This window comes from Ensifer sp. NM-2, from assembly GCF_003024455.1.
In the GTDB taxonomy this organism is placed as follows: Bacteria; Pseudomonadota; Alphaproteobacteria; order Rhizobiales; family Rhizobiaceae; genus Ensifer; species Ensifer canadensis.
This window is the reverse complement of record NZ_PVZR01000003.1, coordinates 143,768-168,046: the sequence shown is the minus strand read 5'-3', so window position 1 is coordinate 168,046 and position 24,279 is coordinate 143,768. Positions and strand designations below refer to the sequence as shown.

The window sequence follows — 24,279 nt, the reverse complement described above, 5'->3', positions numbered from 1 at the left end:
CTCCGGATTGGGAGTCGTTTTTTAGAGCAACTGTCGGGAAAGAAAAGAGCGGCCGTTATCGGTCTCCCCTGATCATCCGGCCGGAGCGACACTTGGCTCGACGTCGGCGCAGCGGCGGATCTCCAACTCACACCAGCGCTCGTATCGCTTCTGGTAGCGCGCGCGTATCCCTTCCAAATCCTGCCGGTGGACGCCGCGTCTGGTGTAGATCCATTTGCCTTCCGCAAGGCCGCGCATGACGCGACCAACCGGATCGAGGCCGAACATTTTCAGGATGGCGGCGCCGCCCTTGTCCCAGCCGATGCCATAGAGGTCGATACCTTCGGGCGGAAACTCCTGGTACTCCAGGATCGCCGACACCGTCGCCCAGACGAGGATGCCGTTCTGCCGCCGGCGTTCGCTGCGCATGGAATCGAGCAGGTAGCTGAGATTGAGGATGGTAGCGAGATAGACCACCTTGGCCTTGCGCGCCTTCGGATGGACAAGCAACCCGTTGGCAAGCAGGTCGTCGAAGCCATAGTCACCTTGCAGGAACAGCTTGAAGTGCTTCTTCTCGAAGGCGTAGTAGTCGGTGAAACCGTAGATATTGTCGTCGGAGTCCTGCAGGCAGATCAGGCTGTAGGGATCGGAGAAGAAGGCTTTCATATCCTCCTCCGGATCGATCGCGTCGCTCTGAAAGACGTCCTGCGCCTTGCGGATGACATCATAGGCAACCGCCGTCGATGGCGGGACACGCACCAGGTACGGGCGGTCATCCTCAGCGCTGGAGCGCAGAAACCCGAGCGGTGCGGCGCCATCGTCCTTCTCGTCCGGCAGTTCGATGCTGCGCGCGCCGCGAAGTCGCGCGACCAGATAGGGGATGAGCGCCGTGCCGGCCACCACCGCCAGGATGCCGATCACCCCCAGCTGTTTGTTGGCTTCCTTCATCGTCAGGATGTAGCCGACGAAGGCGAGAGAATAGAGCAGGATCAGTTCCGGATGCTTGCGCATCTGGTCCAGTCGAAGCTGAATTCGCTGCTGGAGCTGTTCCCACATGCCAAAGCTCGCATATCCGCGCAACGCCTAATAAAGACACGCGCTCGACCGGGAGACAACTTGGCGAGAAGGCGTAGCGGGCACTAACCGTTGCCGGAAAGCAATCGGGCGGCGGCCGCCCTCGCCTCTTCGGTGATCGAGGCACCGGCGAGCATGCGGGCGATTTCCTCGGTGCGGGCCTTGTCGTCCATTCGGGCGACGCGGGTCGAGATCATCTCGGCCTTTTCGGTCGATGGTCCCTTGGAGATCAGCAGATGCGTCGCCGCGCGTGCGGCAACCTGCGGCGCATGGGTGACCGAAAGCACCTGCACCGTGCCGGAAAGGCGCTTCAGTCGCTGGCCGATGGCATCCGCGACCGCGCCACCGACTCCGGTGTCGATTTCGTCGAAGACGAGGGTCGGCGCCGAGCCGCGGTCGGCAAGCGCCACCTTCAGCGCCAGCAGGAAGCGCGAAAGTTCGCCGCCCGAAGCCACCTTCATGATCGGCCCCGGCCGGGTGCCCGGATTGGTCTGGACATGGAATTCGACCAGATCGATGCCGTCGACGGTCGGCTGGGCCGCATCGCTCTGCACTTCGACCATGAAGCGGGCACGTTCGAGCTTCAGCGCCGGCAGCTCGGCCATGACTGCAGCAGACAGCGCCGACGCCGTGTTCTGTCGCTTGTCGGACAAGGTGCGCGCCGCAGCGTCGAAAGCCACCCGTGCCGCAACAACCTGCATGTCGAGTTGCTTCAGCTTCTCCTCGCCGGCATCGAGGTCGGCCAGGTCGGAAATCATCCGCACCGCCAGCGCCGGAAGCTCGGCGACCGGCACGGAATATTTTCGGCTGGCGCCACGAAGCGCAAACAGGCGCTCCTCCACCCGCTCCAATTCCTTCGGGTCGAATTCGGTGTTGCGCAGCGCTCGCTCGACGGCCATTTGCGCATCCGAAAGCTGGTTCAGCGCGGCATCCAAGAGCTCGACGGTTTCTTCCAGCAGCCCCGGCGCCTCATGGCTCTTGCGCTCCAGCCGGCGCACCAGCGAGGCAATCAATGGAACCGGCGAGCCGTTGCCGTTGAGAAATTCGGAGGCTTCGTTGATGTCGCCGGCGATCCGCTCGGACTTCATCATCCGCGCGCGCTTTTCGGCAAGCTCGTCCTCTTCGCCATCGCGCGGGCTGAGCTTTTCCAGTTCTTCGACAGAGGAGCGCAGATAGTCCGCTTCGCGTGCTGCCGCCTCGACGCGCTCGCGATGCTTCTTCAGTCCGCGTTCGGCATCTTTCCAGGCGCGGTAGAGGCCGGAGACCTGCTCTGCCTCGTCGGTCGTGCCGCCAAAGGCGTCGAGAAGCGTGCGGTGCGCGTCGATATCGACAAGCGCGCGGTCGTCATGCTGCCCGTGGATTTCGACCAGTGTCTGGCCAAGTTGCCGCATCAATTGAACGCTGACCGGCTGATCGTTGACGAAAGCCTTGGTGCGGCCATCGGCCGACTGCACGCGACGGAAAATCAGATCGCCATCATCGTCGACGCCGTTGTCACGCAGCATCAGCCGTGCCGAGTGCCCCATCGGCACGTCGAAGACCGCCGTCACCTGGCCCTTGTCCGAGCCGTGACGCACGAGCGAGCCGTCGCCGCGCCCGCCAAGGGCCAGCGACAGGCTGTCGAGCAGGATCGATTTTCCGGCACCTGTCTCACCGGTCAACACGGACAGGCCGGCCTCGAACGCCAGATCAAGCCGTTCAATCAGGACGATATCGCGGATCGAGATCTGGGCGAGCATCCGGGGTCAAATCTTCCGTGTCAGGCGCCGATCAGCTTCTTGCCTGCGCGCGCAATCCAGGAATTGCCGCTTTCGCGAGGCTCGAGGCCACCCGACTGCAACAGCTTGAAGGAATCACCATACCACTGGCTGTCCGGATAGTTGTGTCCGAGAACGGCGGCAGCGGTCTGCGCTTCGGAGGCCACGCCCATTGCGTAATAGGCTTCGACCAGACGGGCCAGTGCTTCTTCGACCTGGTTGGTATTGGGATACTTCTCGACGACGGTGCGGAAACGCGACACGGCGGCGAGGTATTCCTTGCGCTCGAGATAATAGCGGCCGACCTGCATTTCCTTGCCGGCGAGCTGGTCGCGGGCAAAGCGGATCTTCGCCTGGGCATCCTCGACATATTGCGAGTCCGGATACTTGTCGACGACGGCCTGCATCGCCTCGATCGCCTTAAAGGCCGGCTTCTGGTCCTGCGTCACGCCCGGGATCTGCTTGGTATAGGCAAGCCCCTGAATGTACTGCGCATAGGCCGCATCTTCCGACTGCGGATAGAGGTTCAGGTAGCGCCCGGTGGAATTGATCGCCTCCTGGTACTGGCCGTTGCGATAGCTGACGAAGGCGTTCATCACGAGCGCCTTGCGCGCGTATTCGGAGAAAGGATGCTGCCGGTCGAGCGCTTCGAACTTGCGCGCCGCTTCCGTGGTCTTGCCGGCATTGAGGTTGGCGAGACCCTGGTTGTACAGCACCTCCGGCGGATCGGTCTCGGCCGTCAGCTTGGTGATGTCGATATCGGGATCGTTCTGGCAGGCGGTAATCAGGGCGCTGCCGGCAACGGCCGCGACTACCACGGCGAACACACGCGCTGACTTTTTCAAATCAACAGAAACTGCAAGAACCATCGGATATTCCCGTTCCATTCTGCGGGCATCGACCCCGCCAGACATGCGCTTTTAGAGCAAGTTGCCTCAATGCCGCAACGTCATGATCGGTGATTCATGCAAATTTATGGCGGCGCCGACATGAAAATGCCGGCCTTTCGGCCGGCGACTGGAGGAGAGTGTCTTTTTGTTGTTATGCGGACCAGGGCGCGAAGCCCGGAACTGCAACCGCAACCATGTCGCGCGCACGGGTGCGCTGACGTGGCGTGGCGGTTTCGACGACCTCGTAGGCCGAGGGATCACTGAGCAGAGCCTTGAGCACATTTGCGTTCATCTTGTGACCACCGCGATAAGAACGGTAGCAGCCGATAAACGGTGCGCCGGCAAGCGAAAGGTCGCCAACGGCGTCGAGCGTCTTGTGGCGCACGAATTCGTCCGTATAGCGAAGGCCTTCGACATTGATGACCGAATCGTCATCGGAGATCACGACCGAGTTTTCCAGCGACGAGCCCAGCGCGTAGCCGGCAGCCCAGAGGCGCTCGACGTCGCGCATGAAGCCGAAGGTGCGGGCACGCGACAGTTCGCGCTTGAACACCGAAGGCGTCATGTCGCCCTTCCAGGCCTGGCGACCGATCAGCGGGCAGTCGAAATCGATCTCGACCTCGAAGCGCATACCGTCATAGGGCGTGAATTCCGACCAGGACGCACCTGATTCGATCCGCACCGGCTTGATCACGCGGATGTAACGACGCTTGACCGCCAGCGCGCGAACGCCCACCTGCTCGATCGCATCGATGAAGGGTTCGGAGCTGCCGTCCATGATCGGCATCTCGGCGCCATGAACCTCGATGGTGAGGTTGTCGAGGCCGAGCGCGTAGATGGCGGCCATCACATGCTCGATGGTTGCGATCGAGGTGGCCGGCGACATGCCGAGAACGGTGCAGAGATCGGTGTTGCCGACCTGCGAGGAAACCGCCTTGAACTCGCTCAGGCGGCCGTTGGCGAGAACGCGCTGGAAAACGATGCCCGCATCGGCTTCGGCCGGATGAAAGGTGATTTCCACCTCGGCGCCCGAATGAACGCCAATTCCCTTGAGCGTTACCGGGCTAGCAATCGTGGTCTGAAATCCGAGCAGTTCGATTCCCATTCTCGTCGTCACTTTCAATACCTATGGCCATAAGGCCCAAACATCAGGCGGATGCAGCGGTTTTCAGGGCGCAAGAAAGGCGCCCGAGAGTTTCGGCCCAAAGGCCGGAACTCTGCGTTTCGAACAGACAGCGCGTGATCGAATCGCATGCATCCCCAATTCCGAGCTTGAAAATAGTGGTTCTGAGGCACCATTCCAAATCACTGTTCGTTTCGTTTTGTTACGCATCTGTAACACGCCGTTCGACGCCGGCAACCTATTGAAAGAATGCTAGAAATACAAAAATGCCCGGGCGGTAGCCCGGGCATTCGGCAAGGTGAAGGAACGGGCCTTCAAATCAGTTCGATTGACGGCGCAGGAACGCCGGGATCTCGAGCTGATCATCTTCGTGCGAGCGCGCCTGCGGTGCGGCGCGACCGTGATCGTCAAGCTGGCCGCGACGCGGCGCATAGAGGCTGGCCTCCGGCGAAAGCGGACGGCGCTGCTGGGAAGCCGCACTCGGCGCACCGGCCGTCATGTCGGCGTTGACGCTGGGGCTTTCCCTTTCGCGCAGGCCGAGCGAGCTGGTGATGCGGTTGAGAAGACCCATCGGGCCGCGCTCTTCCTGCAACTGCGGCGCCGGCTGGGCGCGCTGGTCCATCTCGGCCTTTACGACGGGCGGGAAGTCCTCGACCTTCGGCATGCGAACCGGCTCGGCCTGCTGGCGCATCACCGGAGCGATCGGCTCCTGGCGCTGAACCGGCTGCGGCTGGACCTGTGCGTGAACCGGCATTTCGACCGGACGCTGAACTGGAGCCGGCTGGCGCATGACCGGAGCGGCTTCTACCGGTGCGGCACCGGCAAAGAGCTTGCTCTGGGGACGAAAGTCGTCGTGAGCCTGCTGCATCGGAGCCGGAGCCTGGGTGGCGGCGCGGGTTGCGATGTCGAGTTCGCGTTCCATTTCCGCTTCGCGGATCGCAAGCGCGATCTGGTCGACGGAGTTCTGCTGCTGCACCGGCTGGGCGACCGGCTGCTGGACCGGAGCGGGCTGGTGCTGGGCAACCGCCGGCTGCTGTGCCGGAATGGCTGCGGACGGACGGATGATCGGCTTCTGCGCTGCTACCGAACGAAAGTCGGCCGAACGACCGGCTACCTCCGCGGCCGTGCGATCGATACCGGTGGCAACGACCGATACGCGGATCAGGCCTTCAAGTTCTTCGTCGAACGTGGCGCCGAGGATGATGTTGGCGTCCGGATCGACTTCTTCGCGGATGCGGGTCGCAGCTTCGTCGAGTTCGAACAGGGTCAGGTCGCGACCACCGGTGATCGAGATCAAGAGGCCCTGTGCGCCCTTCATCGAGGTTTCGTCGAGCAGCGGGTTGGCGATCGCAGCTTCGGCAGCGGCCATTGCGCGGCCCTCGCCCGAGGCTTCGCCGGTGCCCATCATGGCGCGACCCATTTCGCGCATCACCGAGCGGACGTCGGCGAAGTCGAGGTTGATGAGGCCTTCCTTGACCATGAGGTCGGTGATGCAGGCAACACCCGAATAGAGGACCTGGTCGGCCATCGCGAACGCATCGGCAAACGTCGTGCGGTCATTGGCGATGCGGAAGAGGTTCTGGTTCGGGATGACGATCAGGGTGTCGACCGACTTCTGCAGTTCGGCGATGCCCTGGTCGGCGAGCCGCATGCGGCGCTGGCCTTCGAAATGGAAAGGCTTGGTGACGACGCCGACAGTCAGGATGCCCTTGTTGCGGGCGGCCTGCGCGACGATCGGGGCTGCACCGGTGCCGGTGCCGCCGCCCATGCCGGCGGTGACGAAGCACATGTGGGTGCCATGCAGGTGATCGATGATCTCATCAATGCACTCTTCAGCAGCCGCGCGGCCGACTTCCGGCTGCGAGCCGGCGCCCAGACCCTCGGTCACGGCGACACCCATCTGGATGACCCGTTCTGCCTTGGTCATGGTCAGCGCCTGCGCGTCGGTGTTGGCAACGACGAAGTCGACGCCTTCAAGACCCGCTGTGATCATGTTGTTGACGGCATTGCCGCCGCCGCCGCCAACACCAAAGACGGTGATGCGGGGCTTCAGCTCCGTGATATCCGGCTTCTGCAAGTTGATAGTCATAGTACCCGTTCCTTCTGTTTTCTGGCCGCCTTGCCGAGCCGACCAAATCCTTGAAATTCCAACTTTGTCTTCGTCCAGCATCGTCCCTGTTCGGTGCCGGCCGTACTCCGCGCATAACCCCGAAAATCGTCTGCGATTTTCGGAAAGGCTTATGCACGTCACAAACCTTAGAGCGCGCTTTGCACGTCCATCCGGACGCGCGGCGCTCTAAAAACTTTCCTTCAGCCACTGGCCCATGCGGGCGATGCGGCCGTTGCCGTTGCCGATCGACGAGAACATGCCGCCCTGGGCCGCATGCGTTTCGAGGTCGGCGACCTGCGGATAGATCATCAGACCGACGGCCGTGGAGAACGCCGGTCCCTTGGCAGCAGCCGGCAGCCCGGAAACTCCGAGCGGACGGCCGATACGAACATTGCGCGCCAGGATGCGGCGTGCCGCTTCCGGCAGGCCGGTCAACTGGCTGGCGCCACCCGTCAGCACGATGCGCTTGCCGACGATCGGGCTGAAGCCCGAGCGCTGGATGCGGTCGCGGATGAGCTCCAGCGTTTCCTCGATGCGGGCGCGTACGATCCGCGACACCAGAGCGCGCGGCACGTGGGTCGGCTGGTCGCGGTCGTCCTCGCCGATCGGCGGGACCGAGACGATGTCGCGCTCGTCGGCGCTGTTGGGCAGGGCCGAGCCGTGCACGACCTTCAGCCGTTCGGCGTCTTCGATGCGGGTCGAAAGACCGCGCGCCAGGTCCGTCGTCACATGGTGGCCGCCGAGGCTGACCGCGTCGGCGTGAACCAGCTTGCCCTCGGCAAAGACCGAGATCGTCGTCGTGCCGCCACCCATGTCGATCGCGGCGCAGCCGAGTTCGACTTCGTCATCGACAAGAGCCGCCAGACCGCTGGCATAGGGCGTCGCAACGATGCCCTCGACCGAGAGATGCGCTCGGTTGACGCAAAGTTCGAGATTCTTCAGCGCCGCCCGCTCCGCGGTCAGCACGTGCATGTCGACGCCGAGCACGTCGCCGAACATGGCGAGCGGATCGCGGATGCCGCGCTCGCCGTCGAGCGAGAAGCCAGTCGGCAGCGAATGCAGGATGGCGCGGTCGGAACGCAGCGATTGCTGGCCGGCGGCCGACAGCACTCTCTTCAGGTCGCTGGCATCGACTTCCTGGCCACCGAGGTCGATGGTCGCGGTATAGACGTCGCTCTGCAGGCGGCCTGCGGAAATGTTGACGATGAGGCTGTCGATGGTGAGGCCGGCCATGCGCTCGGCCGCATCGACGGCGAGCCGCACGACGCTTTCGACCGCATCGAGATCGGCGACGACGCCGTTCTTCACGCCGCGGGATTTCTGGTGGCCGATGCCGATGATCTCGACGCTATGCGTGCGGTTCGGCAGGATCTGGCTTTCGGCGCGCGGCGTCAGCCGGCCGATCATGCACACGATCTTCGTCGAGCCGATATCCAGCACCGAGACGACATGAGACCGCTTCGAAGAAAGCGGCTTCAGGCGCGGCAGGCCAAAGCTGGAGGAACCGAACAAACTCATATCCGCCCCTCTTTCTTTCTCTCCGTCTCCTGCGCCTTCAGCATCTTGTCCCTCGCCTTCAAGGCAACTTCGCGCCGGGTGACCGCATCCGGCGTCAATTGAACTGTGGTTCGATCTTCCAGCCGCAGATCGACTGCGGCGATGTCGCGCTCGAGCAGCTGGTGCTCGCTTTCCATCTCCGACAGAACCTTCATCGCACGGGCGACATCGTGTTCCGGCAGCTTGACGACGATGCCGTTGTCGAGGCGCAGATCCCAGCGACGGCCGGCGACGCGCACGAAGGCCCTCACCCGCGAGCGAATCTCCGGCCAGCGGGAAAACTCGTCGTAGAAATCGGCCGCTGCCGTCTCGGCGTCGCGGCCGACGAACAGCGGCAGGGCTGCAAACTTGTTGTCGCGCAGCGGCGCAATCGCGCTGCCGCTGCGCTCGATCAGCGACAGGTCGGAGCCGTGCTGCCAGATGCCAAAGGCCTTGCGCTCGGTGAGCGTGACTTCGATCGTGCTCGGATAGACCTTGCGAACCGTAACGCCCTGCACCCAGGGCAGTTCGGCGATCAGCTTGCGCGCTTCGATGATGTCGAGCGCCACCAGCGACGTCGTGCCGTCAAGGCCGAGCTGCTGCAGGATATCGATCTCGGAGGTCTGCTCGTTGCCGGAGACGCGCACGTCCTCGATGGCAAAGCCGGCCGCCGTCGTCGATGCCTGCGCGACGTTCTGTGTATGGCCGCCGAGCGACATGCCGTAAAAGCCGGTGGCGGCGAAAAACGCGACGGCAGCGATCGTGCCGGTATGGGCTGGAAAGCGGACGCGGCCGCTGCCGAGGCTGACCAGGAAGCGAACGGCCTTGCGAAGCGGCCGCGGCAGAACGCGTGCGCCATCCGCCTCGGCAGCAACTGCGCCCAGCGGGTCACGAACTCTCTTGCCCCTTTTGCCCCTTACCGCAAGCACGAAGCGTCCTCCACCATCCAAGTCAGAAACTCGCCAAAACCAAGGCCAGCATGCTGAGCCATCTCGGGCACCAGGGAGGTTGGGGTCATGCCGGGCTGGGTGTTGATTTCCAGCCAGATCAATTCGCCTTCACCGGAGGTACGGTCGTCGAAGCGAAAGTCGGATCGGCTGACGCCCCGGCAACCGATTGCCTGATGCGCCTTCAATGCGAGTGTTTGTATTTTTTGGTAAATATTTGGTGAAACCTGTGCCGGAATGACGTGTTGCGAGCCACCTTTTACGTATTTGGAATCATAATCGTAGAAGGCGTGGCCCTGCGGGATGATTTCGGTGACGCCAAGCGCCTTATCGCCCATGACGCCGCAGGTGAGTTCGCGGCCGGCGACATAACGTTCGACCATGATTCGGTCGCCATAACGCCACTCGCTCGAGGTAACGACCTGCGGCGGATGCGACTGATCTTCCTTGACGATGACGACGCCGAAGCTCGAGCCTTCGCTGACCGGCTTGACGACGTATGGCGGGCGCATCGGATGTTTCGGACCAAAGCCCCGGCGATCCATCACCAGCGCTTCGGCAACCGGAACACCGGCGGCGGCGGCCACGTGCTTGGCCTGCGCCTTGTCCATGGCGAGTGCGGAGGCCAGAACGCCAGAATGGGTGTAGGGAATTTCCAGATATTCAAGAATGCCCTGGATCGTGCCATCCTCGCCGAACGGACCGTGAAGGGCGTTGAAGGCGACGTCCGGGCGCAGCGCGGCCAGAACCGAAGCGACATCGCGCGCGACGTCTACACGCGTAACGCGGAAACCTTCCGCTTCCAGAGCATCGGCGCATGCAGCCCCGGACGACAGGCTCACCGGTCGCTCCGAAGAAAATCCGCCCATAAGGACAGCTACATGCTTGCCGTTCATTCATACCCCCGAAAATACGTCACTATCGCAACGCTTGCTTGCGCCTGGCTGAATCCGGCAACGCGAGTCACCGGTGGCCATCGGAGGCACTAGAACGGCATTATAGTTAATGAACCGTTTACTTTTATTAACCTTAGTCGGGAAACGATCGGTAGCCGTGCTCGAAAACGTTGCGATTACAACGCTTTCTGGCACGAAATCAGCGCGTTGGCGCGGCCTGTTTACACAAAACACAAACCGCTAAAAAATGAAGGCCCCGCACCAATTCGGTGCGAGGCCTTAACGATTGGCGGTATTTTCGGCTTAACGATCAGTCGTTTTTGCCGAAGCGATTAATCGTCTTCACCGACGATTTTCCAGACGATTCCCGCGATCGCGGCGCCGACGATCGGAGCCAGCCAGAAGAGCCAAAGCTGCGAAAGCGCCCAGTCTCCAACGAATAGCGCCTGCCCTGTGGAGCGGGCCGGATTGACCGATGTGTTGGTGACCGGGATCGACACCAGATGGATCAGCGTCAACGCCAGGCCGATGGCGATCGGCGCAAAGCCTGAGGGCACGCGGCCATGGGTGGCACCGAGAATGATGAACAGGAAGAAGAAGGTCATCACCACTTCCATCACCAGCGCGGCCGTCAGCGAATAGCCGCCGGGCGAATGTTCGCCATAGCCATTGGCGGCAAAGTCGCCGAGCTGGAAGTCCGCCTTGCCGCTGGCGACGACGTAGAGCACGGCTGCAGCGACGATCGCGCCCAGCACCTGGGCGATGATGTAGCCGATGAGGCTGGAGGCTGGGAACTTGCCGGCAACGGTCAGACCAACAGAAACGGCCGGGTTGAAATGGCCGCCGGAAATGCCGCCGACGGCATAGGCCATGGTGAGAACGGTGAGGCCGAAGGCGAAGGAAACGCCGAGCAGGCCGATCCCAACAGCCGGAAACGCAGCCGCCAGCACCGCACTGCCGCAGCCGCCGAAAACGAGCCAGAATGTACCGAGAAATTCCGCAGAAAGCTTCTTGAACATGCATTCGCTCCCGAAAACCGAAGCTGATCGCTTCAATCGCCCAGAGTTTGCCACATTTTGATTCCGGTCAACCCCGGTTGTGACAGGGATGTCATCGCCCGCAAAACACGAAACCGCACGCCGGGCCTTCACTTGTCTGCCTATTTTAGGAGCAGCCGTGCCTATGATTCGCGCGAGCCATGCACCCTCGGAATAATGCTGCGCCACCCCTCGGATTCGTTCGCATTTCTTACGAATTCAGGGTTTCAACATGCGGAAACTTGCGTTAAGACGCCCCGACCGCCTCCCAAGACGGCATGACATCCATATCAGGAACGACAACAATGACAGACGCGACAACCTCCCTGTCGCCGAAGGATAGCGCGTTGCAGACGCCGGCAGTGAACTCCCCTGCCCGGGTGCTGTTCGCCAGCCTCGTCGGCACCACCATCGAATTCTTCGACTTCTACGTTTACGCCACCGCAGCGGTGCTCGTATTCCCGCATCTCTTCTTTCCGACGTCCGACCCGACATCGGCCATGCTGCAATCCTTCGCCACCTTCTCCATCGCCTTCTTCGCCCGCCCGTTCGGCGCAGTGATCTTCGGCCATTTCGGCGACAAGGTCGGCCGCAAGGCGACGCTGGTCGCAGCGCTGATGACCATGGGCATTTCCACCGTCGTCATTGGCCTCTTGCCGACCTACGCGTCGATCGGCGTCGCGGCCCCGCTCTTGCTCGCCCTTTGCCGCTTCGGCCAGGGCCTCGGCCTCGGTGGCGAATGGGGCGGCGCCGTGCTGCTCGCAACCGAGAACGCGCCCGAGGGCAAGCGCACATGGTATGCCATGTTCCCGCAGCTCGGCGCCCCGATCGGCTTCATCCTGTCGGCCGGTACCTTCCTCATCCTCGGCGAAGTCATGACAGATGAGGCCTTCCTCGCCTGGGGATGGCGCGTGCCCTTCATTGCCAGCATCCTGCTGGTTATCGTCGGCCTCTATGTCCGCCTGAAGATCACCGAGACGCCGGAATTCCAGAAGGCGATCGACAAGCACGAGCGCGTCCAGGTTCCGATCGCGCAGATCTTCCGGTTCCACAAGCGCAGCCTCGTGCTCGGCACCTTCGTGGCGCTTGCCACCTTCGTCTTGTTCTACCTGATGACGGTGTTCTCTTTGTCCTGGGGCACGGCCAAGCTCGGCTATTCGCGTGAGCAGTTCCTCGTCGTGCAGATGACCGGTGTCGTCTTCTTCGGCCTGATGATCCCGGTCTCGGGCATCCTGTCGGACCGCTACGGCCGCCGCCTGGTGCTGATCATCACCACCATCGGCATCGGCGCCTTCGGCCTGGTCATGGCACCGCTCATGGCCGGCGGTCTCGGCGGCGCCTTCCTGTTCTCCATCCTCGGCCTCGGCCTGATGGGGCTCACCTATGGTCCGATTGGCGCAGCACTCGCCGCCCCCTTCCCGACCTCGGTGCGTTATACCGGCGCGTCGATGACCTTCAACCTCGCCGGCATCTTCGGCGCGTCGCTCGCGCCCTACATCGCCACCTGGCTTGCGACCAACTACAGCCTCGACCATGTCGGCTACTATCTGCTGGGGGCCGCTGCGATCACGCTCGTTTGCCTGGTGCTGTCGACGGAAGAAGAGGTTTCGGCCTGATTTCTGTTGCGCCTCGCCACACACGCGGCCTGTTCCACAAAAAACGAAAGAGCCGCAGCGACAACGCTGCGGCTCTTTCCGTGGGCCAGTTCTGGTAGCCAAGTCTCCGACCAGTTGCCTAGTCCGAACTTGCTCCGATGAAGATAGTTGCAGTTGCATCCGTTCTGAAGAGAAACGCGAAGTCCCAAAACACGGGATAGGCGGGATGCCCGTTGCTAAGCCAGAAGGTCTCGATTGTTGCTGATGTCTTGACCATCGTGTCGACCTGCGCCTTGAGCAGCTCAACTAAGGAAGTGAATTGTCCGGATTTAAGTGCTGTACTTGATGGACCAGCGCTAGAGTCACCAACATACAGCACGGCTTCCATAACCTCCGGCCACACCGACCCACTTTGTACTTCTTCTATTCCGCCCAACACAGCTCCCGTCCCCAACACCATCTGAACAATTGCAGTTGAATCTATCTGGCTCCCCAGTTGCACCTCGTACAACTTCAGAAAAACGGAATAATTTGTTGAACCAGCATTCAAAATGGCAGCGATTTTTCCCAGAGTTCCCTGATCCATTGTTAGTCCAGACGTTAGAGTATGCGGAAGTTAGCAGGTGCCAGCTTGGTTGCGGCACGTCATGACAAGTTGGCTTTAGCCCGCGACCCTCGTTGCCAGCAAGCTCTGATCTTGTCTCCCTGAATCCAATTTCCTGGATCCAGCCTCCGCGCAAAGATGCCGACCTGGACCCGTGGATGCGAGGATCAAGCCCAAGCATGACGGCGAGAGAAAGAGACTCCGGCTGAGGACGCCAGAAAAGCGAAAAGGGCCGCAGCGTTGCCGCTGCGGCCCTTCATAAAACTATTCCCATAAGCCTCAGGCGATGCCGCGGCCGAGGAATTCCTTGATCTCGTAGCCCGGCATGAAGGTACCGATGCGCTTGATTTCCCACTCCAGCCGAACACCGGAATGTTCGAGCACGCGGTTCCGCACGGTTTCGCCGAGATATTCGAGCTCGTAGCCCGTCGCCTGACCGGTGTTGATCATGAAGTTGCAATGCAGCGGCGACATCTGCGCGCTGCCAATCATCATGCCGCGGCAACCCGCTTCGTCGATCAGCTTCCAGGCCGAATGTCCCTCCGGGTTCTTGAAGGTCGATCCCCCCGTCTTTTCGCGAATCGGCTGCACGGTTTCGCGGTGCTGGCGCACGGCGTCCATGTCGGTGCGGATCTTGTTCTTGTCCTCGGGATAACCTTCGAAGATGGCGTGCGTGAAGATTAGGTCCTTAGCCGCCGCGGAATGGCGATAGCCATAGCCCATGTCGGCATTCGACAGCACATGCGTATTGCCCTGACGATCGACCGCGTGCACCTCGACGACGCGCTCGCGGGTCTCCGAGCCGTTGGCGCCGGCGTTCATGCGCAATGCGCCGCCGATCGCGCCAGGAATGCCGTAGTAGAAATAGAAGCCGCCGATGCCGTTATCGAGCGCCATCGCCGCAATGTTCTTGTCCGGGCAGATCGCGCCGGCCTTGATGCGGTTCTCGCCGACGAGTTCGAGATCGCCAAAACCCTTGGCCGAAAGCCGGATGACGACACCAGGAATGCCACCGTCACGAACCAAAAGGTTCGAGCCGACACCCATGACCATGACGGGTACATCAGCCGGAACCAGCTTCAGGAAGGTGATGAGATCGTCAGTGTCGTGCGGCTGGAACATCAGCTCGGCAAGACCGCCGGCGCGGAACCAGGTCACGCGATCCATCGGCGCATCGGGCGTGATGCGGCCGCGAACGGCGCTGACTCCGCTTCCGAGTGCTTCGAGTAGTTTCTGACCGTTGACCTGTTTCATGCTCAATTTCCTGAAATGTCTGCGAGTTCCCGTGGCAGGGCAGCGGCCCAGTAGGTGATGCTGCCAGCCCCCAAGAGAACCACAAAATCACCCGGCTGCGCAATCTTGCTGACAACCGGCGCGATTGTTTCGGGTCCGACCACATGCCGGGCGTCGCGATGACCGCCGGCCTTGATGCGGTTGACGAGCTCTTCGGCGTTGACGCCGTCGATCGCTTCCTCCCCGGCCGCATAGACAGGCGCGATCAGAACCGTGTCGGCGTCGTTGAAGCAGGCTGAAAAATCTTCGAACAGGCTCGCAAGGCGCGAGTAGCGGTGCGGCTGGTGCACGGCGATGATGCGGCCCTGGCATGCCTCGCGCGCCGCCTTGAGCACGGCCTTGATCTCGACCGGATGGTGGCCGTAGTCGTCATAGATGCGCACGCCGTTCCAGTCGCCGGTAAAGGTGAAGCGCCGCTTGACGCCGCCGAAGGAGGCAAGCCCCTTGGCGATCGCCTCGGGGCTGACGCCGAGGCGCTGGGCGACCGCGATCGCGGCCGTGGCGTTCGACACATTGTGGCGGCCGGGCATCGGCAGGCGCAGATCCTTCATCGAGATCACCTGGCCGGTGCGGCGACGGCGGATCTCGATATCGAAGACGGAAGTGGCACCGTCCATGCGGATGTTGAGGAAACGAACGTCGGCCTGCGGGTTTTCGCCGTAGGTGATGACCTTGCGGTCCTCGATCTTGCTGACCATGGTCTGCACTTCGGGGTGATCGAGGCAGAGCACGCCGAAACCGTAGAATGGCACGTTCTCGACGAACTGGCGGAACGCGGCGCGCACGGCGTCGAAATTGCCGTAGTGGTCGAGATGCTCAGGGTCGATGTTGGTGACGACGGCGACATCGGCAGGCAGCTTGAGGAAGGTGCCGTCGGACTCGTCGGCCTCGACCACCATCCACTTGCCCTCACCCATGCGGGCATTGGTGCCGTAGGCATTGATGATGCCGCCGTTGATGACGGTCGGGTCGAGCCCACCGGCATCGAGAAGGGCAGCAACCATCGAGGTCGTCGTCGTCTTGCCGTGGGTGCCGCCGATGGCGATCGCATTGCGGAAGCGCATCAGCTCGGCCAGCATCTCGGCGCGGCGCACGACCGGCAGCAGTTTTTCACGGGCGGCGATCAGTTCGGGATTGTCCTTCTTGATCGCGGTCGACACGACGACCACTTCGGCATCGCCGATGTTCTCGGCCTTGTGGCCGACGTAGACCTCGATGCCCTTTTCGCGCAGCCGCTGGACATTGGCGCTATCAGACTGATCGGAGCCCTGCACCCGGTGACCGAGATTGTGCAGCACCTCGGCAATACCGCTCATGCCGATACCGCCGATACCGATAAAATGAACCAGACCGATCGTCTTCGGCATTTTCATGAGCGCTTTTCCTTGAATGTCTCGACTGTCAAACCGCTGGCAATAGCCTCTACCATCGATGCAAGCAAGCGCGCGGCGTCCGGCTTTCCGGTTTCGCGCGCATTGGCGGCCATCTGCGCCAGCGATTGTGGATTGGCCATGGCCTCAGCAAGAATGCCGGCAAGGCGCTCGGCGGTCAGCTCCGCCTGGGCGATCACCTTTGCGCCGCCCTTGGCGGCAATCGCCGCGGCATTGGCCGCCTGATCGTGATCGAGCGCATAAGGATAGGGAACGAGGATCGCCGGCCGGCCGATGACCGCAAGCTCGGAAACCGTCGAGGCGCCCGAGCGGCAGATGACCAGCTGGGCGCCGGCGATGCGCTCGGCCATATCGGTGAAGAACGGCGAGACCTCGGCGGGAACGCCGAGCTTCTCATAGGTGGCGATGACGCCGTCGCGATCTTCCGGACGCGCCTGCTGCGTCACCGTCAGCCGCTGGCGAAGTGCGTCGTCGAGACGGCAGATCGCCTGGGGGATCGCCTTCGAGAAATATTGCGCGCCCTGGCTACCGCCGAAGACGACGAGATGGAACGGCGCTTCGCCCGCCGCCGCGACATAAGGCACCTTGGCAGCATCGAGCACGGCCGGACGCACCGGGTTGCCCGTCGTCACCGTCTTGGCGGCAAAGGTACCGGTGCCCTCGGGCAGGAAGCCGCCGGCGATCGCCTTGACGCGGGAGGCGAGCGCCTTGTTGGCACGACCCATGACAGCGTTCTGTTCATGGATCATCGACGGCACGCCCATGCCGGTTGCCGCCAGCAGCGGCGGCACGGTCGGGTAGCCGCCGAAACCGACGACGGCCTTCGGCCGCAGCCGGGCGATCAGCCGGCGCGCGGCACGCATGCCGGTCCAGAGCGTCCACAGCGAGCGCACGACATGAATGGGGTTCTTCGAGCCGATGGTTGCCGACGGCACCACATGCACCTCGTCTGCCGGGAACTTGCCGGCGAAACGCTCGGCGCGACTGTCGGTCACCAGATGCACCGAATAGCCGTTGGCCTTCAGCTCATGGGCGAGCGCCTCGGCCGGGAACAGATGGCCGCCGGTACCCCCGGCGGCAAGAAGGATAATGCCTTTGGTCATTCTTTACTCCGCCGGCACGCCAATGCCGGACCGAAACAGGCTACGCTCCACGGCGCGCTTCTCTGGGCGATGGCGCGTGAGCGCCAGGATGAAGCCGGCGGTGACGCAGATCGCCACCATGGACGAGCCGCCATAGGAGATCAGCGGCAGGGTCATGCCCTTGGCCGGAAGCAGTTCGAGGTTCACGCCGATGTTGATCATCGACTGGATGCCGATCTGCAGCACGAGGCCGGCAACGGCGAAGCGGTTGAAGTCGTTGCGCTCGCGGAAGGCGTGGTTGAGGCCGCGCAGCACCAGGAAGGCGAAGATCATCACGATCAGCATGCAGAAGACGATGCCGAATTCTTCAGCCGCCACCGAGAACACGAAGTCGGTGTGGCTATCGGGAATGATGCGCTTGACGATGCCTTCGCCCGGACCGCGGCCGAACCAGTCGCCGCGGATGATCGCCTCGCGCGCCGTGTCCATCTGGAAGGTATCGCCCTCCCCGGTCAGGAATTTGTCGATACGGCCGGCCACGTGCGGCAGCATGGTATAGGCGACGAAGAAGCCGCCGAAGGCAGCGCCGGCGAGCACGATGATCCACAGCCACGGCATGCCGGCCATGAAGAACATGCCGCCCCAGACCGCGGTCGTCAGGATCGTCTGGCCAAGGTCGGGCTGGGCGACGAGCAGCGCGCCGACAATGCCGAAGAGCAGGATGGCAAAGAGATTGCCGGGAATTTCCGGCTGGCGCGCATGTTCCGAAAACAACCAGGCGCAGACGACCACGAAGGCTGGCTTCATGAATTCCGAGGGCTGGATGGAAATGCCGGCGATTGAGATCCAGCGCATCGAGCCCTTGACCTCCTGGCCGATGAACAGCACCAGCACCATCATCGCGAGCGACACGCCGAGCAGGATGATCGCGGCGCGGCGCACCTGCCTCGGCGACAGGAAGGAGATGGCGACCATCACCACCAGCGACGGCAAGAGGAAGACGGCGTGGCGCTTGACGAAGTGGAAGCTGTCGAGGCCGATGCGCTCGGCGACCGCCGGGCTTGCCGCAAACGACAGCATGAAGCCCACGCCCATCAACAGGATGAAGGTCGCCAGGAAGAACCTGTCGATCGTCCAGAACCAGTCGGCCACAGGGCCACGTTCGGCTCGGCTTACCATCTGTCAGTCCCCTTTATCAGGCGCGCCTGCGCCAAACGTCCGAAACCCCGGCATCACCGCCACCCGTCGCGCGCCGGATGGGCGCGCGGACGGCGAGCGTCAGATCAGCATCGTCACGCCCTGCAATGCCTTGACGTGCGTCACGAAGGCATCGCCGCGTATTTCAAAGTTCTTATACTGGTCGAAACTTGCGCAAGCCGGGGATAACATCACCGCCGACGCGCCTTTGTCATCGTGCTCGGCATCTGCTGCGGCATGCGCCACGGCCTTTTCCAGCGTGCCTGAAATCTCGAAGGGCACCGCCTCGCCGAGCGTTGCGGCAAAGGCCGGTGCGGCCTCACCGATCAGGTAGGCCTTGACGATCTTCGGGAAGAACGGCGACAGCGAAGTGATGCCGCCCTCCTTCGGAAGGCCGCCGGCGATCCAGTAGATGCGCTCGTAGCTCGACAGCGCCGGGGCCGCTGCATCCGCATTGGTCGCCTTGCTGTCGTTGACGAATACGACAGCACCCTTGCGGCCGACCGGCTGCATGCGATGCTTCAAGCCGGGGAAGCTTTTCAGCCCCTGGCGTATCTCGTCTTCGCTGACATCGACGGCAAGGCATGCGGCGATTGCCGCGGCAGCATTCTGCGCATTATGGCCGCCGCGCAGCGTCTGGATGCCATCGAGATCTACGAAGAGCCGCGACGTTCCGCCGTGCGCCTCAAGGACGCGCGAGCCTTCGGCATAGATCCCGTCGGCCAGAACATGCCGGCGCGAGATGCGAACCACCTTGGTGCCCGCCCGCTCGACGCGATCGGCAATCAGTGCGCAGAAGCTGTCGTCGACACCGACGATCGCCGTGCCGCTGCCGGCCACCAGCCGCTCCTTGATATCGGCATAGTGCTGCATGGTGCCGTGCCGATCGAGATGATCGGGCGTGAGATTGAGCAGGATACCGGCCGTCGGGTTGAGCGTCGGCGCCAGATCGATCTGGTAGGACGAGCACTCGACCACATAGAAGCGGCCGGCCTTCGGGGGCTCAAGCGTCAGTACGGCCGTGCCGATATTGCCGCCGAGCTGGGTGTCACGGCCGCTTTCCCTCAGGATATGGGCGATCAGCGCCGTGGTCGTCGATTTGCCGTTGGTGCCGGTAATGGCGATGAACGGGGCATCGGGCGCCTGCGCCCGGCGCTCGCGCACGAAAAGCTCGACATCGCCGATGATCTCGACGCCAGCGGCATGCGCGAGGTCGACGGTCCAATGCGGCTTCGGATGGGTCAGCGGCACGCCGGGCGAAAGCACGAAGGCGGCAAAGGCACGCCAGTCGATGCCGTGCAGGTTCGCTGTCGGCACACCCGCCTCGCCGGCCTTGGCGACGCTGTCGGGATTGTCGTCCCAGGCCGTCACCTCGGCGCCGCCGGCGACGAGCGCCTGCGCAGTCGCCAGCCCCGAACCACCAAGCCCGAAAAGAGCGACCTTCTTGCCCCTGAATGTGCTGACCGCGATCATCGTCCGCTCACCGCAGCTTGAGGGTGGACAGGCCGACCATCGCAAGGATGACGGCGATGATCCAGAAGCGGATCACGACCTGGCTTTCCGTCCAGCCCTTCTTTTCGAAGTGGTGGTGGATCGGCGCCATCAGGAAGACGCGGCGCCCGGTGCGCTTGAACCAGAACACCTGGATGATCACCGACAGCGTTTCCATGACGAACAGGCCACCGATGATGATCATGACAAATTCATGCTTGACCGCGACGGCAACGGTGCCGATCAGGCCGCCGAGCGCCAGCGAACCGGTATCACCCATGAAGATGGCGGCGGGCGGCGCGTTGAACCAGAGGAAGCCGAGGCCGGCGCCGATGACGGCGCCGAGGATGACGGCGAGCTCGCCCGTGCCGGGCACGAAATGGATCTGCAGGTAATTGGCGAAAACGGCGTTACCGGCGAGATAGGCGATGAGGCCGAAGGCGGCCGCCGCGATCATGACGGGCACGATGGCAAGCCCATCGAGACCATCCGTCAGGTTCACGGCATTGCCGGCGCCGACGATGACGAAGCCACCGAACAGCACGAAGAAATAGCCGAGATTGATCACGAGGTCCTTGAAGAACGGGAAGGTGACCGAGGAGCCGAAGGTCGAGCCGGCAGCACCGCCCGAAAGCGACGCCTGCATCATGAAGAACACGGCAATCGCGGCGATGATGAACTCGAAGCCGAGACGCGCCTTGCCGGAAAAGCCTTTGTCCGACTGCTTGGTGACCTTGAGATAGTCGTCATAAAAGCCGATGGCGCCGAAACCGAGCGTGACGAGAAGGGTCGAGACCACATAGACGCTGGAAAGATCGGCCCACAGAAGCGATGACACGACGATGCCCGCAAGGATCATCAACCCGCCCATCGTCGGCGTGCCGGCCTTCTTGAAATGCGTCTGCGGACCATCGGCGCGGATAGGCTGACCCTTGCCCTGACGGATGCGGAGGGAGGCAATCATGCGCGGACCGAAAAGGAAAACGATCAAGGCCGAAGTGAAAAGCGCTGCACCGGTACGGAACGTGATGTAGCGAAAGAGATTGAAAAACTGAAAGTGGTCCGCCAGTTCCACGAGCCAGATGAGCATAAGGGACCTTTCCCCAAAGGTTTAAAATCGGACACCGTCCAACAGAATCATCTGAAAAACGATACGCGCTTGTATGCGAAAGTGTTAGGCCGCGCTGCCTAACCCAAGGCTGTATCCACCGCCGCCAGCATCGGCGACGACCACTACAACGCAGCGCGCCGCTTGAGGCACGCGAAGATCGTTGTCGTCATTTGGTCGACTGCATCATTGCCGCTGAACCGCTTGCAGTCCGGCAATCACGCAGTTGCTTCGTCCCCCTCGGCCTCGGGCTCCGGATAGGCTTCGATCAGCGCATGCACGATCTTGCCGCAGCCCGTGCCCTTCGAAGACTTGATCATCACCACGTCGCCGGTCGCAACCGCGCCGAGTGCATAGGCCTTCAGTTCGTCCACCGTTTCGCGGTAGACGACGGAGATTTCCGGCGGCAACGCGTCGCGCAGGTGGGCCATCAACGGCCCGGCAAGCCAGACATCGGTGATGCCGGCTTCGACGAGAGGTTTGGCGAGCGCGGCATGAACGCCGGCGGCGTGTTCGCCCATCTCCAGCATGTCGCCGAGCACGGCGATGCGGCGCCCGCCCGGCGCCGGTGCTGAATCCTGCAGCAGCGAAATCGCCGCGCGCATCGAGCTCGGATTGGCGTTGTAGCTCTCGTCGATCAGCGTCAGTGTGCCCGCGCCGATCAACAGTTGGTGCCGGCGGCCCCTGCCCGTTTCGGCCTGCATCGTCGCCAGCGACGAGGCGGCGTAGTCGACATCGGCGCCGACCAGCTTCACCGCCGCGAGCACGGCCAGCGCGTTCTCGGCGATATGACGTCCAGGAGCGCCGATGGTGATTTCCATCGTCCGGCCGCCAAGGGCGGCCCAAAGCACTGAACCGTCCGCCGCACCGGCAAACTCGACGAGGCGGAACTCCGCCTTCGGGTTGACGCCGAAGGAGTGGATATAGCTGACGCCAGCCGTACCCGCGGCCTTTTCGAGCAGCTTGTACTGGGCACTGTCGTGGTTGATGACCGCGTGGCCGCCATTGACGACGCCCTCGAAGATCTCGGCCTTGGCCTCGGCGATCTGGTCCAGGCTGTCGAAGTTTCCGAGATGAGCGGCAGCGATGCTGGTGACGATTGCCACATGCGGGCGGACCATCTTCGTCAGCGGCCGGATCTCGCCCGGATGGTTCATGCCGATTTCGAAGATGCCGAAATCGGTGGCCTCGGGCATGCGCGCAAGCGTCAGCGGCACGCCCCAATGATTGTTGAACGAGGCCACGGAGGCGTGCACGCGCCCTTGCGGCACCAGCACGTGCCGCAGCATCTCCTTGGTGGTGGTCTTGCCGACGGAACCGGTGACGGCGATGATCTTCGCAGCACTGCGGTCGCGCGCCGCGCAACCGAGCCGAATCATCGCTTCAAGCACGTCGTCGACGACGATCAGTGGCGCGCTGAGGCGGCCGAGCGCCGGCAGTTTGCCTTCGCTGACAACGAGGAGTGCGGCGCCATTGGCGAGCGCAAGGCCCGCATAGTCGTGGCCATCGACCCGGTCGCCCTTGATCGCGAAGAAGGCTTCGCCCTTGCCGACCGAGCGGCTGTCGATCGATATGCCGCTTACTCCTTCGGGCAGGTTTCCAACCGGACGGCCGTTCATTGCGGCCAGAAGATCGCTGCTTGTCCAGAGCCAGTTCAAATCACAGACCTCCCAATGCCTTGCGGACTTCCGCATGATCCGAGAACGGCAGCGTGACGGAACCGACCGTCTGGCCTTCCTCATGTCCCTTGCCGGCGACGATCAGCGTGTCGCCGCTTGTCAACATGCCGACGGCGGCACGGATCGCTTCGGCGCGGTCGCCGATTTCGGTTGCACCTGGAGCCGCAGCCATGATTTCCGAGCGGATCACCTCAGGCACTTCCGAGCGCGGATTGTCATCCGTGACGATCACGACGTCGGCAAGCCGCGTGGCGATCTCGCCCATGATCGGTCGCTTGCCCTTGTCGCGGTCGCCGCCGCAGCCGAAGACCACGATAACGCGGCCCGTCGTGAACGGCCGCACCGAGGCCAGCACATTTTCGAGCGCATCGGGCTTGTGGGCATAGTCGACATAGGCAAGCGCGCCGTCCCTGGTCTGGCCGACCAGTTCGAGGCGGCCGGAGGCACCCTGCAGCTTTTCAAGCGCGGAGAACGCCGCCTTGGCGCTGATGCCGGTGGAGATCGCAAGTCCCGCCGCGACAAGCGCGTTGGCAACCTGGAAATCGCCGGCAAGCGGAATATGGATTTCGAAGATGTCGTCGCCGACATGCACTTCGGCCGACTGCTTGTGGCGGAAATGTTCGACCCGCTTCAGCGAGATGAATTCGCCCTTGCGGCCGACGGTGCGCACGTCGAGCTTGGCCTTGCGGGCAGCCGCAATCGCCTGTTCCGACCACTGGTCGTCGGCAAAGACAACCGCGGGCGCGCCCTTCGGCAGTAACGCTTCGAACAGCCGCATCTTGGACGCCATATAGTGCTCGACCGTCGGATGGTAGTCCATGTGGTCGCGGCCGAGATTGGTAAAGGCCGCAGCCGAAAGCTTGACGCCGTCGAGCCGGCTCTGGTCGAGGCCGTGGCTGGAAGCCTCCATCGCCGCATGGGTGACGCCGGCATCTGCGAGTTCGGCAAGAAGCTTGTGCAGGGAAACCGGATCGGGCGTGGTGAGAGAACCGTAGTCGTTGCGGCCGGGCGCCACCACGCCTGTCGTGCCGATCATCGCGGCAGCAAGGCCCGAATGCGCCCAGATCTGCCGGGTGAAGGAGGCGACCGAGGTCTTGCCGGCCGTGCCCGTCACCGCAACCATCGTCTCAGGCTGGCGACCGTAGAACGCGGCGGCGGCGCGCGCGAGAAAGGCGCGCGGGTTGCCGAGCGAAAGAACGGGTGCGGAGGATCCATCAGGCTTGACGCCGGATTCAGCGACGACGGCAACGGCGCCGCGCGCAAGCGCGTCGACGATATAGCTGGTGCCGTTTGCCTTGGTGCCGGAGACGGCGACGAAAAGATCTCCTGGCTGCACATGCCGGCTGTCGGCCGTAATGCCGGCAACCTCGATCTGCGAGGAAGCGCCATCCAGTTGCGCAGAAAGTTCAGGGAAGCTCGTTCCCGCCAGGTCTTTTATCTTCATGAACCGCACGTCTCACATCGCTCTCAATTCGCCGGAATCGCGAATC

Annotated in this window: 19 protein-coding genes; 1 reads left to right on the top strand and 18 read right to left on the bottom strand. The window is 62.8% G+C overall.

Annotation, left to right across the window (positions count from 1 at the left end; translation table 11 throughout):
- Window positions 1-72: 72 nt before the first annotated feature.
- From C6558_RS08090 to aqpZ, 9 genes are all read right to left on the bottom strand, one after another.
- Window positions 73-1,035 (bottom strand): hypothetical protein, encoded by a 963-nt coding sequence (locus C6558_RS08090; protein WP_025427714.1) that lies wholly within the window; start codon window positions 1,033-1,035, stop codon window positions 73-75.
- A gap of 83 nt (window positions 1,036-1,118) precedes the next feature.
- Window positions 1,119-2,792, bottom strand: a complete 1,674-nt coding sequence (gene recN, locus C6558_RS08085) for a DNA repair protein RecN (RefSeq protein WP_025427715.1) — start codon at window positions 2,790-2,792, stop codon at window positions 1,119-1,121.
- A gap of 20 nt (window positions 2,793-2,812) precedes the next feature.
- Entirely contained in the window at window positions 2,813-3,679 is an 867-nt protein-coding gene (locus C6558_RS08080; RefSeq protein WP_025427716.1) for an outer membrane protein assembly factor BamD, read from the bottom strand.
- A 172-nt stretch (window positions 3,680-3,851) separates the two neighbouring features.
- Window positions 3,852-4,805 carry a UDP-3-O-acyl-N-acetylglucosamine deacetylase gene (lpxC, locus tag C6558_RS08075; protein ID WP_025427717.1) on the bottom strand — a complete coding sequence of 318 codons (954 nt, stop codon included), beginning with the start codon at window positions 4,803-4,805 and terminating at the stop codon, window positions 3,852-3,854.
- Between the two features lie 337 nt (window positions 4,806-5,142).
- Window positions 5,143-6,912 carry a cell division protein FtsZ gene (ftsZ, locus tag C6558_RS08070; protein WP_057222699.1) on the bottom strand — a complete coding sequence of 590 codons (1,770 nt, stop codon included), beginning with the start codon at window positions 6,910-6,912 and terminating at the stop codon, window positions 5,143-5,145.
- A gap of 207 nt (window positions 6,913-7,119) precedes the next feature.
- Entirely contained in the window at window positions 7,120-8,451 is a 1,332-nt protein-coding gene (gene ftsA / locus C6558_RS08065) for a cell division protein FtsA (protein ID WP_025427719.1), read from the bottom strand.
- Window positions 8,448-9,353 (bottom strand): cell division protein FtsQ, encoded by a 906-nt coding sequence (ftsQ, locus tag C6558_RS08060; RefSeq protein WP_225906334.1) that lies wholly within the window; start codon window positions 9,351-9,353, stop codon window positions 8,448-8,450. Before ftsQ ends, ftsA begins: the two co-directional genes overlap by 4 nt.
- A 32-nt stretch (window positions 9,354-9,385) precedes the next feature.
- Window positions 9,386-10,312, bottom strand: a complete 927-nt coding sequence (locus C6558_RS08055) for a D-alanine--D-alanine ligase (protein ID WP_025427721.1) — start codon at window positions 10,310-10,312, stop codon at window positions 9,386-9,388.
- A gap of 332 nt (window positions 10,313-10,644) precedes the next feature.
- The gene (gene aqpZ / locus C6558_RS08050; RefSeq protein WP_025427722.1) at window positions 10,645-11,331 is read right to left on the bottom strand and encodes an aquaporin Z; all 687 of its coding nucleotides are present in this window, start codon (window positions 11,329-11,331) and stop codon (window positions 10,645-10,647) included.
- A gap of 323 nt (window positions 11,332-11,654) precedes the next feature.
- On the opposite strand from aqpZ, the gene C6558_RS08045 reads away from it, so the two are divergent.
- Window positions 11,655-12,965 (top strand): MFS transporter, encoded by a 1,311-nt coding sequence (locus tag C6558_RS08045; protein WP_025427723.1) that lies wholly within the window; start codon window positions 11,655-11,657, stop codon window positions 12,963-12,965.
- 118 nt (window positions 12,966-13,083) lie between these two features.
- Here the strand turns inward: C6558_RS08045 and C6558_RS08040 are convergent, their stop codons facing one another.
- From C6558_RS08040 to C6558_RS08000, 9 genes are all read right to left on the bottom strand, one after another.
- The gene (locus tag C6558_RS08040; protein ID WP_025427724.1) at window positions 13,084-13,530 is read right to left on the bottom strand and encodes a hypothetical protein; all 447 of its coding nucleotides are present in this window, start codon (window positions 13,528-13,530) and stop codon (window positions 13,084-13,086) included.
- A 297-nt stretch (window positions 13,531-13,827) separates the two neighbouring features.
- Complete coding sequence (gene murB, locus C6558_RS08035) at window positions 13,828-14,802, bottom strand: UDP-N-acetylmuramate dehydrogenase (protein ID WP_025427725.1); 975 nt, start codon at window positions 14,800-14,802, stop codon at window positions 13,828-13,830.
- 2 nt (window positions 14,803-14,804) lie between these two features.
- Window positions 14,805-16,214 carry a UDP-N-acetylmuramate--L-alanine ligase gene (gene murC, locus C6558_RS08030; RefSeq protein WP_025427726.1) on the bottom strand — a complete coding sequence of 470 codons (1,410 nt, stop codon included), beginning with the start codon at window positions 16,212-16,214 and terminating at the stop codon, window positions 14,805-14,807.
- Window positions 16,211-17,335 carry an undecaprenyldiphospho-muramoylpentapeptide beta-N-acetylglucosaminyltransferase gene (gene murG, locus C6558_RS08025; RefSeq protein ID WP_025427727.1) on the bottom strand — a complete coding sequence of 375 codons (1,125 nt, stop codon included), beginning with the start codon at window positions 17,333-17,335 and terminating at the stop codon, window positions 16,211-16,213. The genes murC and murG overlap by 4 nt, the downstream gene beginning before the upstream one ends.
- 3 nt (window positions 17,336-17,338) lie before the next feature.
- Window positions 17,339-18,493: a putative lipid II flippase FtsW gene (gene ftsW, locus C6558_RS08020; protein ID WP_025427728.1), complete on the bottom strand. Its 1,155-nt coding sequence runs from the start codon at window positions 18,491-18,493 to the stop codon at window positions 17,339-17,341.
- Between the two features lie 99 nt (window positions 18,494-18,592).
- Entirely contained in the window at window positions 18,593-19,984 is a 1,392-nt protein-coding gene (murD, locus tag C6558_RS08015; protein WP_025427729.1) for a UDP-N-acetylmuramoyl-L-alanine--D-glutamate ligase, read from the bottom strand.
- Window positions 19,985-19,991: 7 nt separating this feature from the next.
- Window positions 19,992-21,092 carry a phospho-N-acetylmuramoyl-pentapeptide-transferase gene (mraY, locus tag C6558_RS08010; protein WP_025427730.1) on the bottom strand — a complete coding sequence of 367 codons (1,101 nt, stop codon included), beginning with the start codon at window positions 21,090-21,092 and terminating at the stop codon, window positions 19,992-19,994.
- A 236-nt stretch (window positions 21,093-21,328) separates the two neighbouring features.
- Window positions 21,329-22,768 (bottom strand): UDP-N-acetylmuramoylalanyl-D-glutamyl-2,6-diaminopimelate--D-alanyl-D-alanine ligase, encoded by a 1,440-nt coding sequence (locus C6558_RS08005; protein ID WP_025427731.1) that lies wholly within the window; start codon window positions 22,766-22,768, stop codon window positions 21,329-21,331.
- A 1-nt stretch (window position 22,769) separates the two neighbouring features.
- A complete protein-coding gene (locus C6558_RS08000) occupies window positions 22,770-24,233 on the bottom strand; it encodes a UDP-N-acetylmuramoyl-L-alanyl-D-glutamate--2,6-diaminopimelate ligase (protein ID WP_025427732.1) in 1,464 nt (487 codons plus the stop codon).
- Window positions 24,234-24,279 lie beyond the last annotated feature (46 nt).

What these genes read in the sequence shown, in the direction of transcription:
- C6558_RS08090 (WP_025427714.1), bottom strand. Translation starts at nt 1,035, where the DNA reads ATGTGGGAACAGCTCCAGCAGCGAATTCAGCTTCGACTGGACCAGATG.
- recN (WP_025427715.1), bottom strand. Translation starts at nt 2,792, where the DNA reads ATGCTCGCCCAGATCTCGATCCGCGATATCGTCCTGATTGAACGGCTT.
- C6558_RS08080 (WP_025427716.1), bottom strand. Translation starts at nt 3,679, where the DNA reads ATGGTTCTTGCAGTTTCTGTTGATTTGAAAAAGTCAGCGCGTGTGTTC.
- lpxC (WP_025427717.1), bottom strand. Translation starts at nt 4,805, where the DNA reads ATGGGAATCGAACTGCTCGGATTTCAGACCACGATTGCTAGCCCGGTA.
- ftsZ (WP_057222699.1), bottom strand. Translation starts at nt 6,912, where the DNA reads ATGACTATCAACTTGCAGAAGCCGGATATCACGGAGCTGAAGCCCCGC.
- ftsA (WP_025427719.1), bottom strand. Translation starts at nt 8,451, where the DNA reads ATGAGTTTGTTCGGTTCCTCCAGCTTTGGCCTGCCGCGCCTGAAGCCG.
- C6558_RS08055 (WP_025427721.1), bottom strand. Translation starts at nt 10,312, where the DNA reads ATGAACGGCAAGCATGTAGCTGTCCTTATGGGCGGATTTTCTTCGGAG.
- aqpZ (WP_025427722.1), bottom strand. Translation starts at nt 11,331, where the DNA reads ATGTTCAAGAAGCTTTCTGCGGAATTTCTCGGTACATTCTGGCTCGTT.
- C6558_RS08045 (WP_025427723.1), top strand. Translation starts at nt 11,655, where the DNA reads ATGACAGACGCGACAACCTCCCTGTCGCCGAAGGATAGCGCGTTGCAG.
- C6558_RS08040 (WP_025427724.1), bottom strand. Translation starts at nt 13,530, where the DNA reads ATGGATCAGGGAACTCTGGGAAAAATCGCTGCCATTTTGAATGCTGGT.
- murB (WP_025427725.1), bottom strand. Translation starts at nt 14,802, where the DNA reads ATGAAACAGGTCAACGGTCAGAAACTACTCGAAGCACTCGGAAGCGGA.
- murC (WP_025427726.1), bottom strand. Translation starts at nt 16,214, where the DNA reads ATGAAAATGCCGAAGACGATCGGTCTGGTTCATTTTATCGGTATCGGC.
- murG (WP_025427727.1), bottom strand. Translation starts at nt 17,335, where the DNA reads ATGACCAAAGGCATTATCCTTCTTGCCGCCGGGGGTACCGGCGGCCAT.
- ftsW (WP_025427728.1), bottom strand. Translation starts at nt 18,493, where the DNA reads ATGGTAAGCCGAGCCGAACGTGGCCCTGTGGCCGACTGGTTCTGGACG.
- murD (WP_025427729.1), bottom strand. Translation starts at nt 19,984, where the DNA reads ATGATCGCGGTCAGCACATTCAGGGGCAAGAAGGTCGCTCTTTTCGGG.
- mraY (WP_025427730.1), bottom strand. Translation starts at nt 21,092, where the DNA reads ATGCTCATCTGGCTCGTGGAACTGGCGGACCACTTTCAGTTTTTCAAT.
- C6558_RS08000 (WP_025427732.1), bottom strand. Translation starts at nt 24,233, where the DNA reads ATGAAGATAAAAGACCTGGCGGGAACGAGCTTCCCTGAACTTTCTGCG.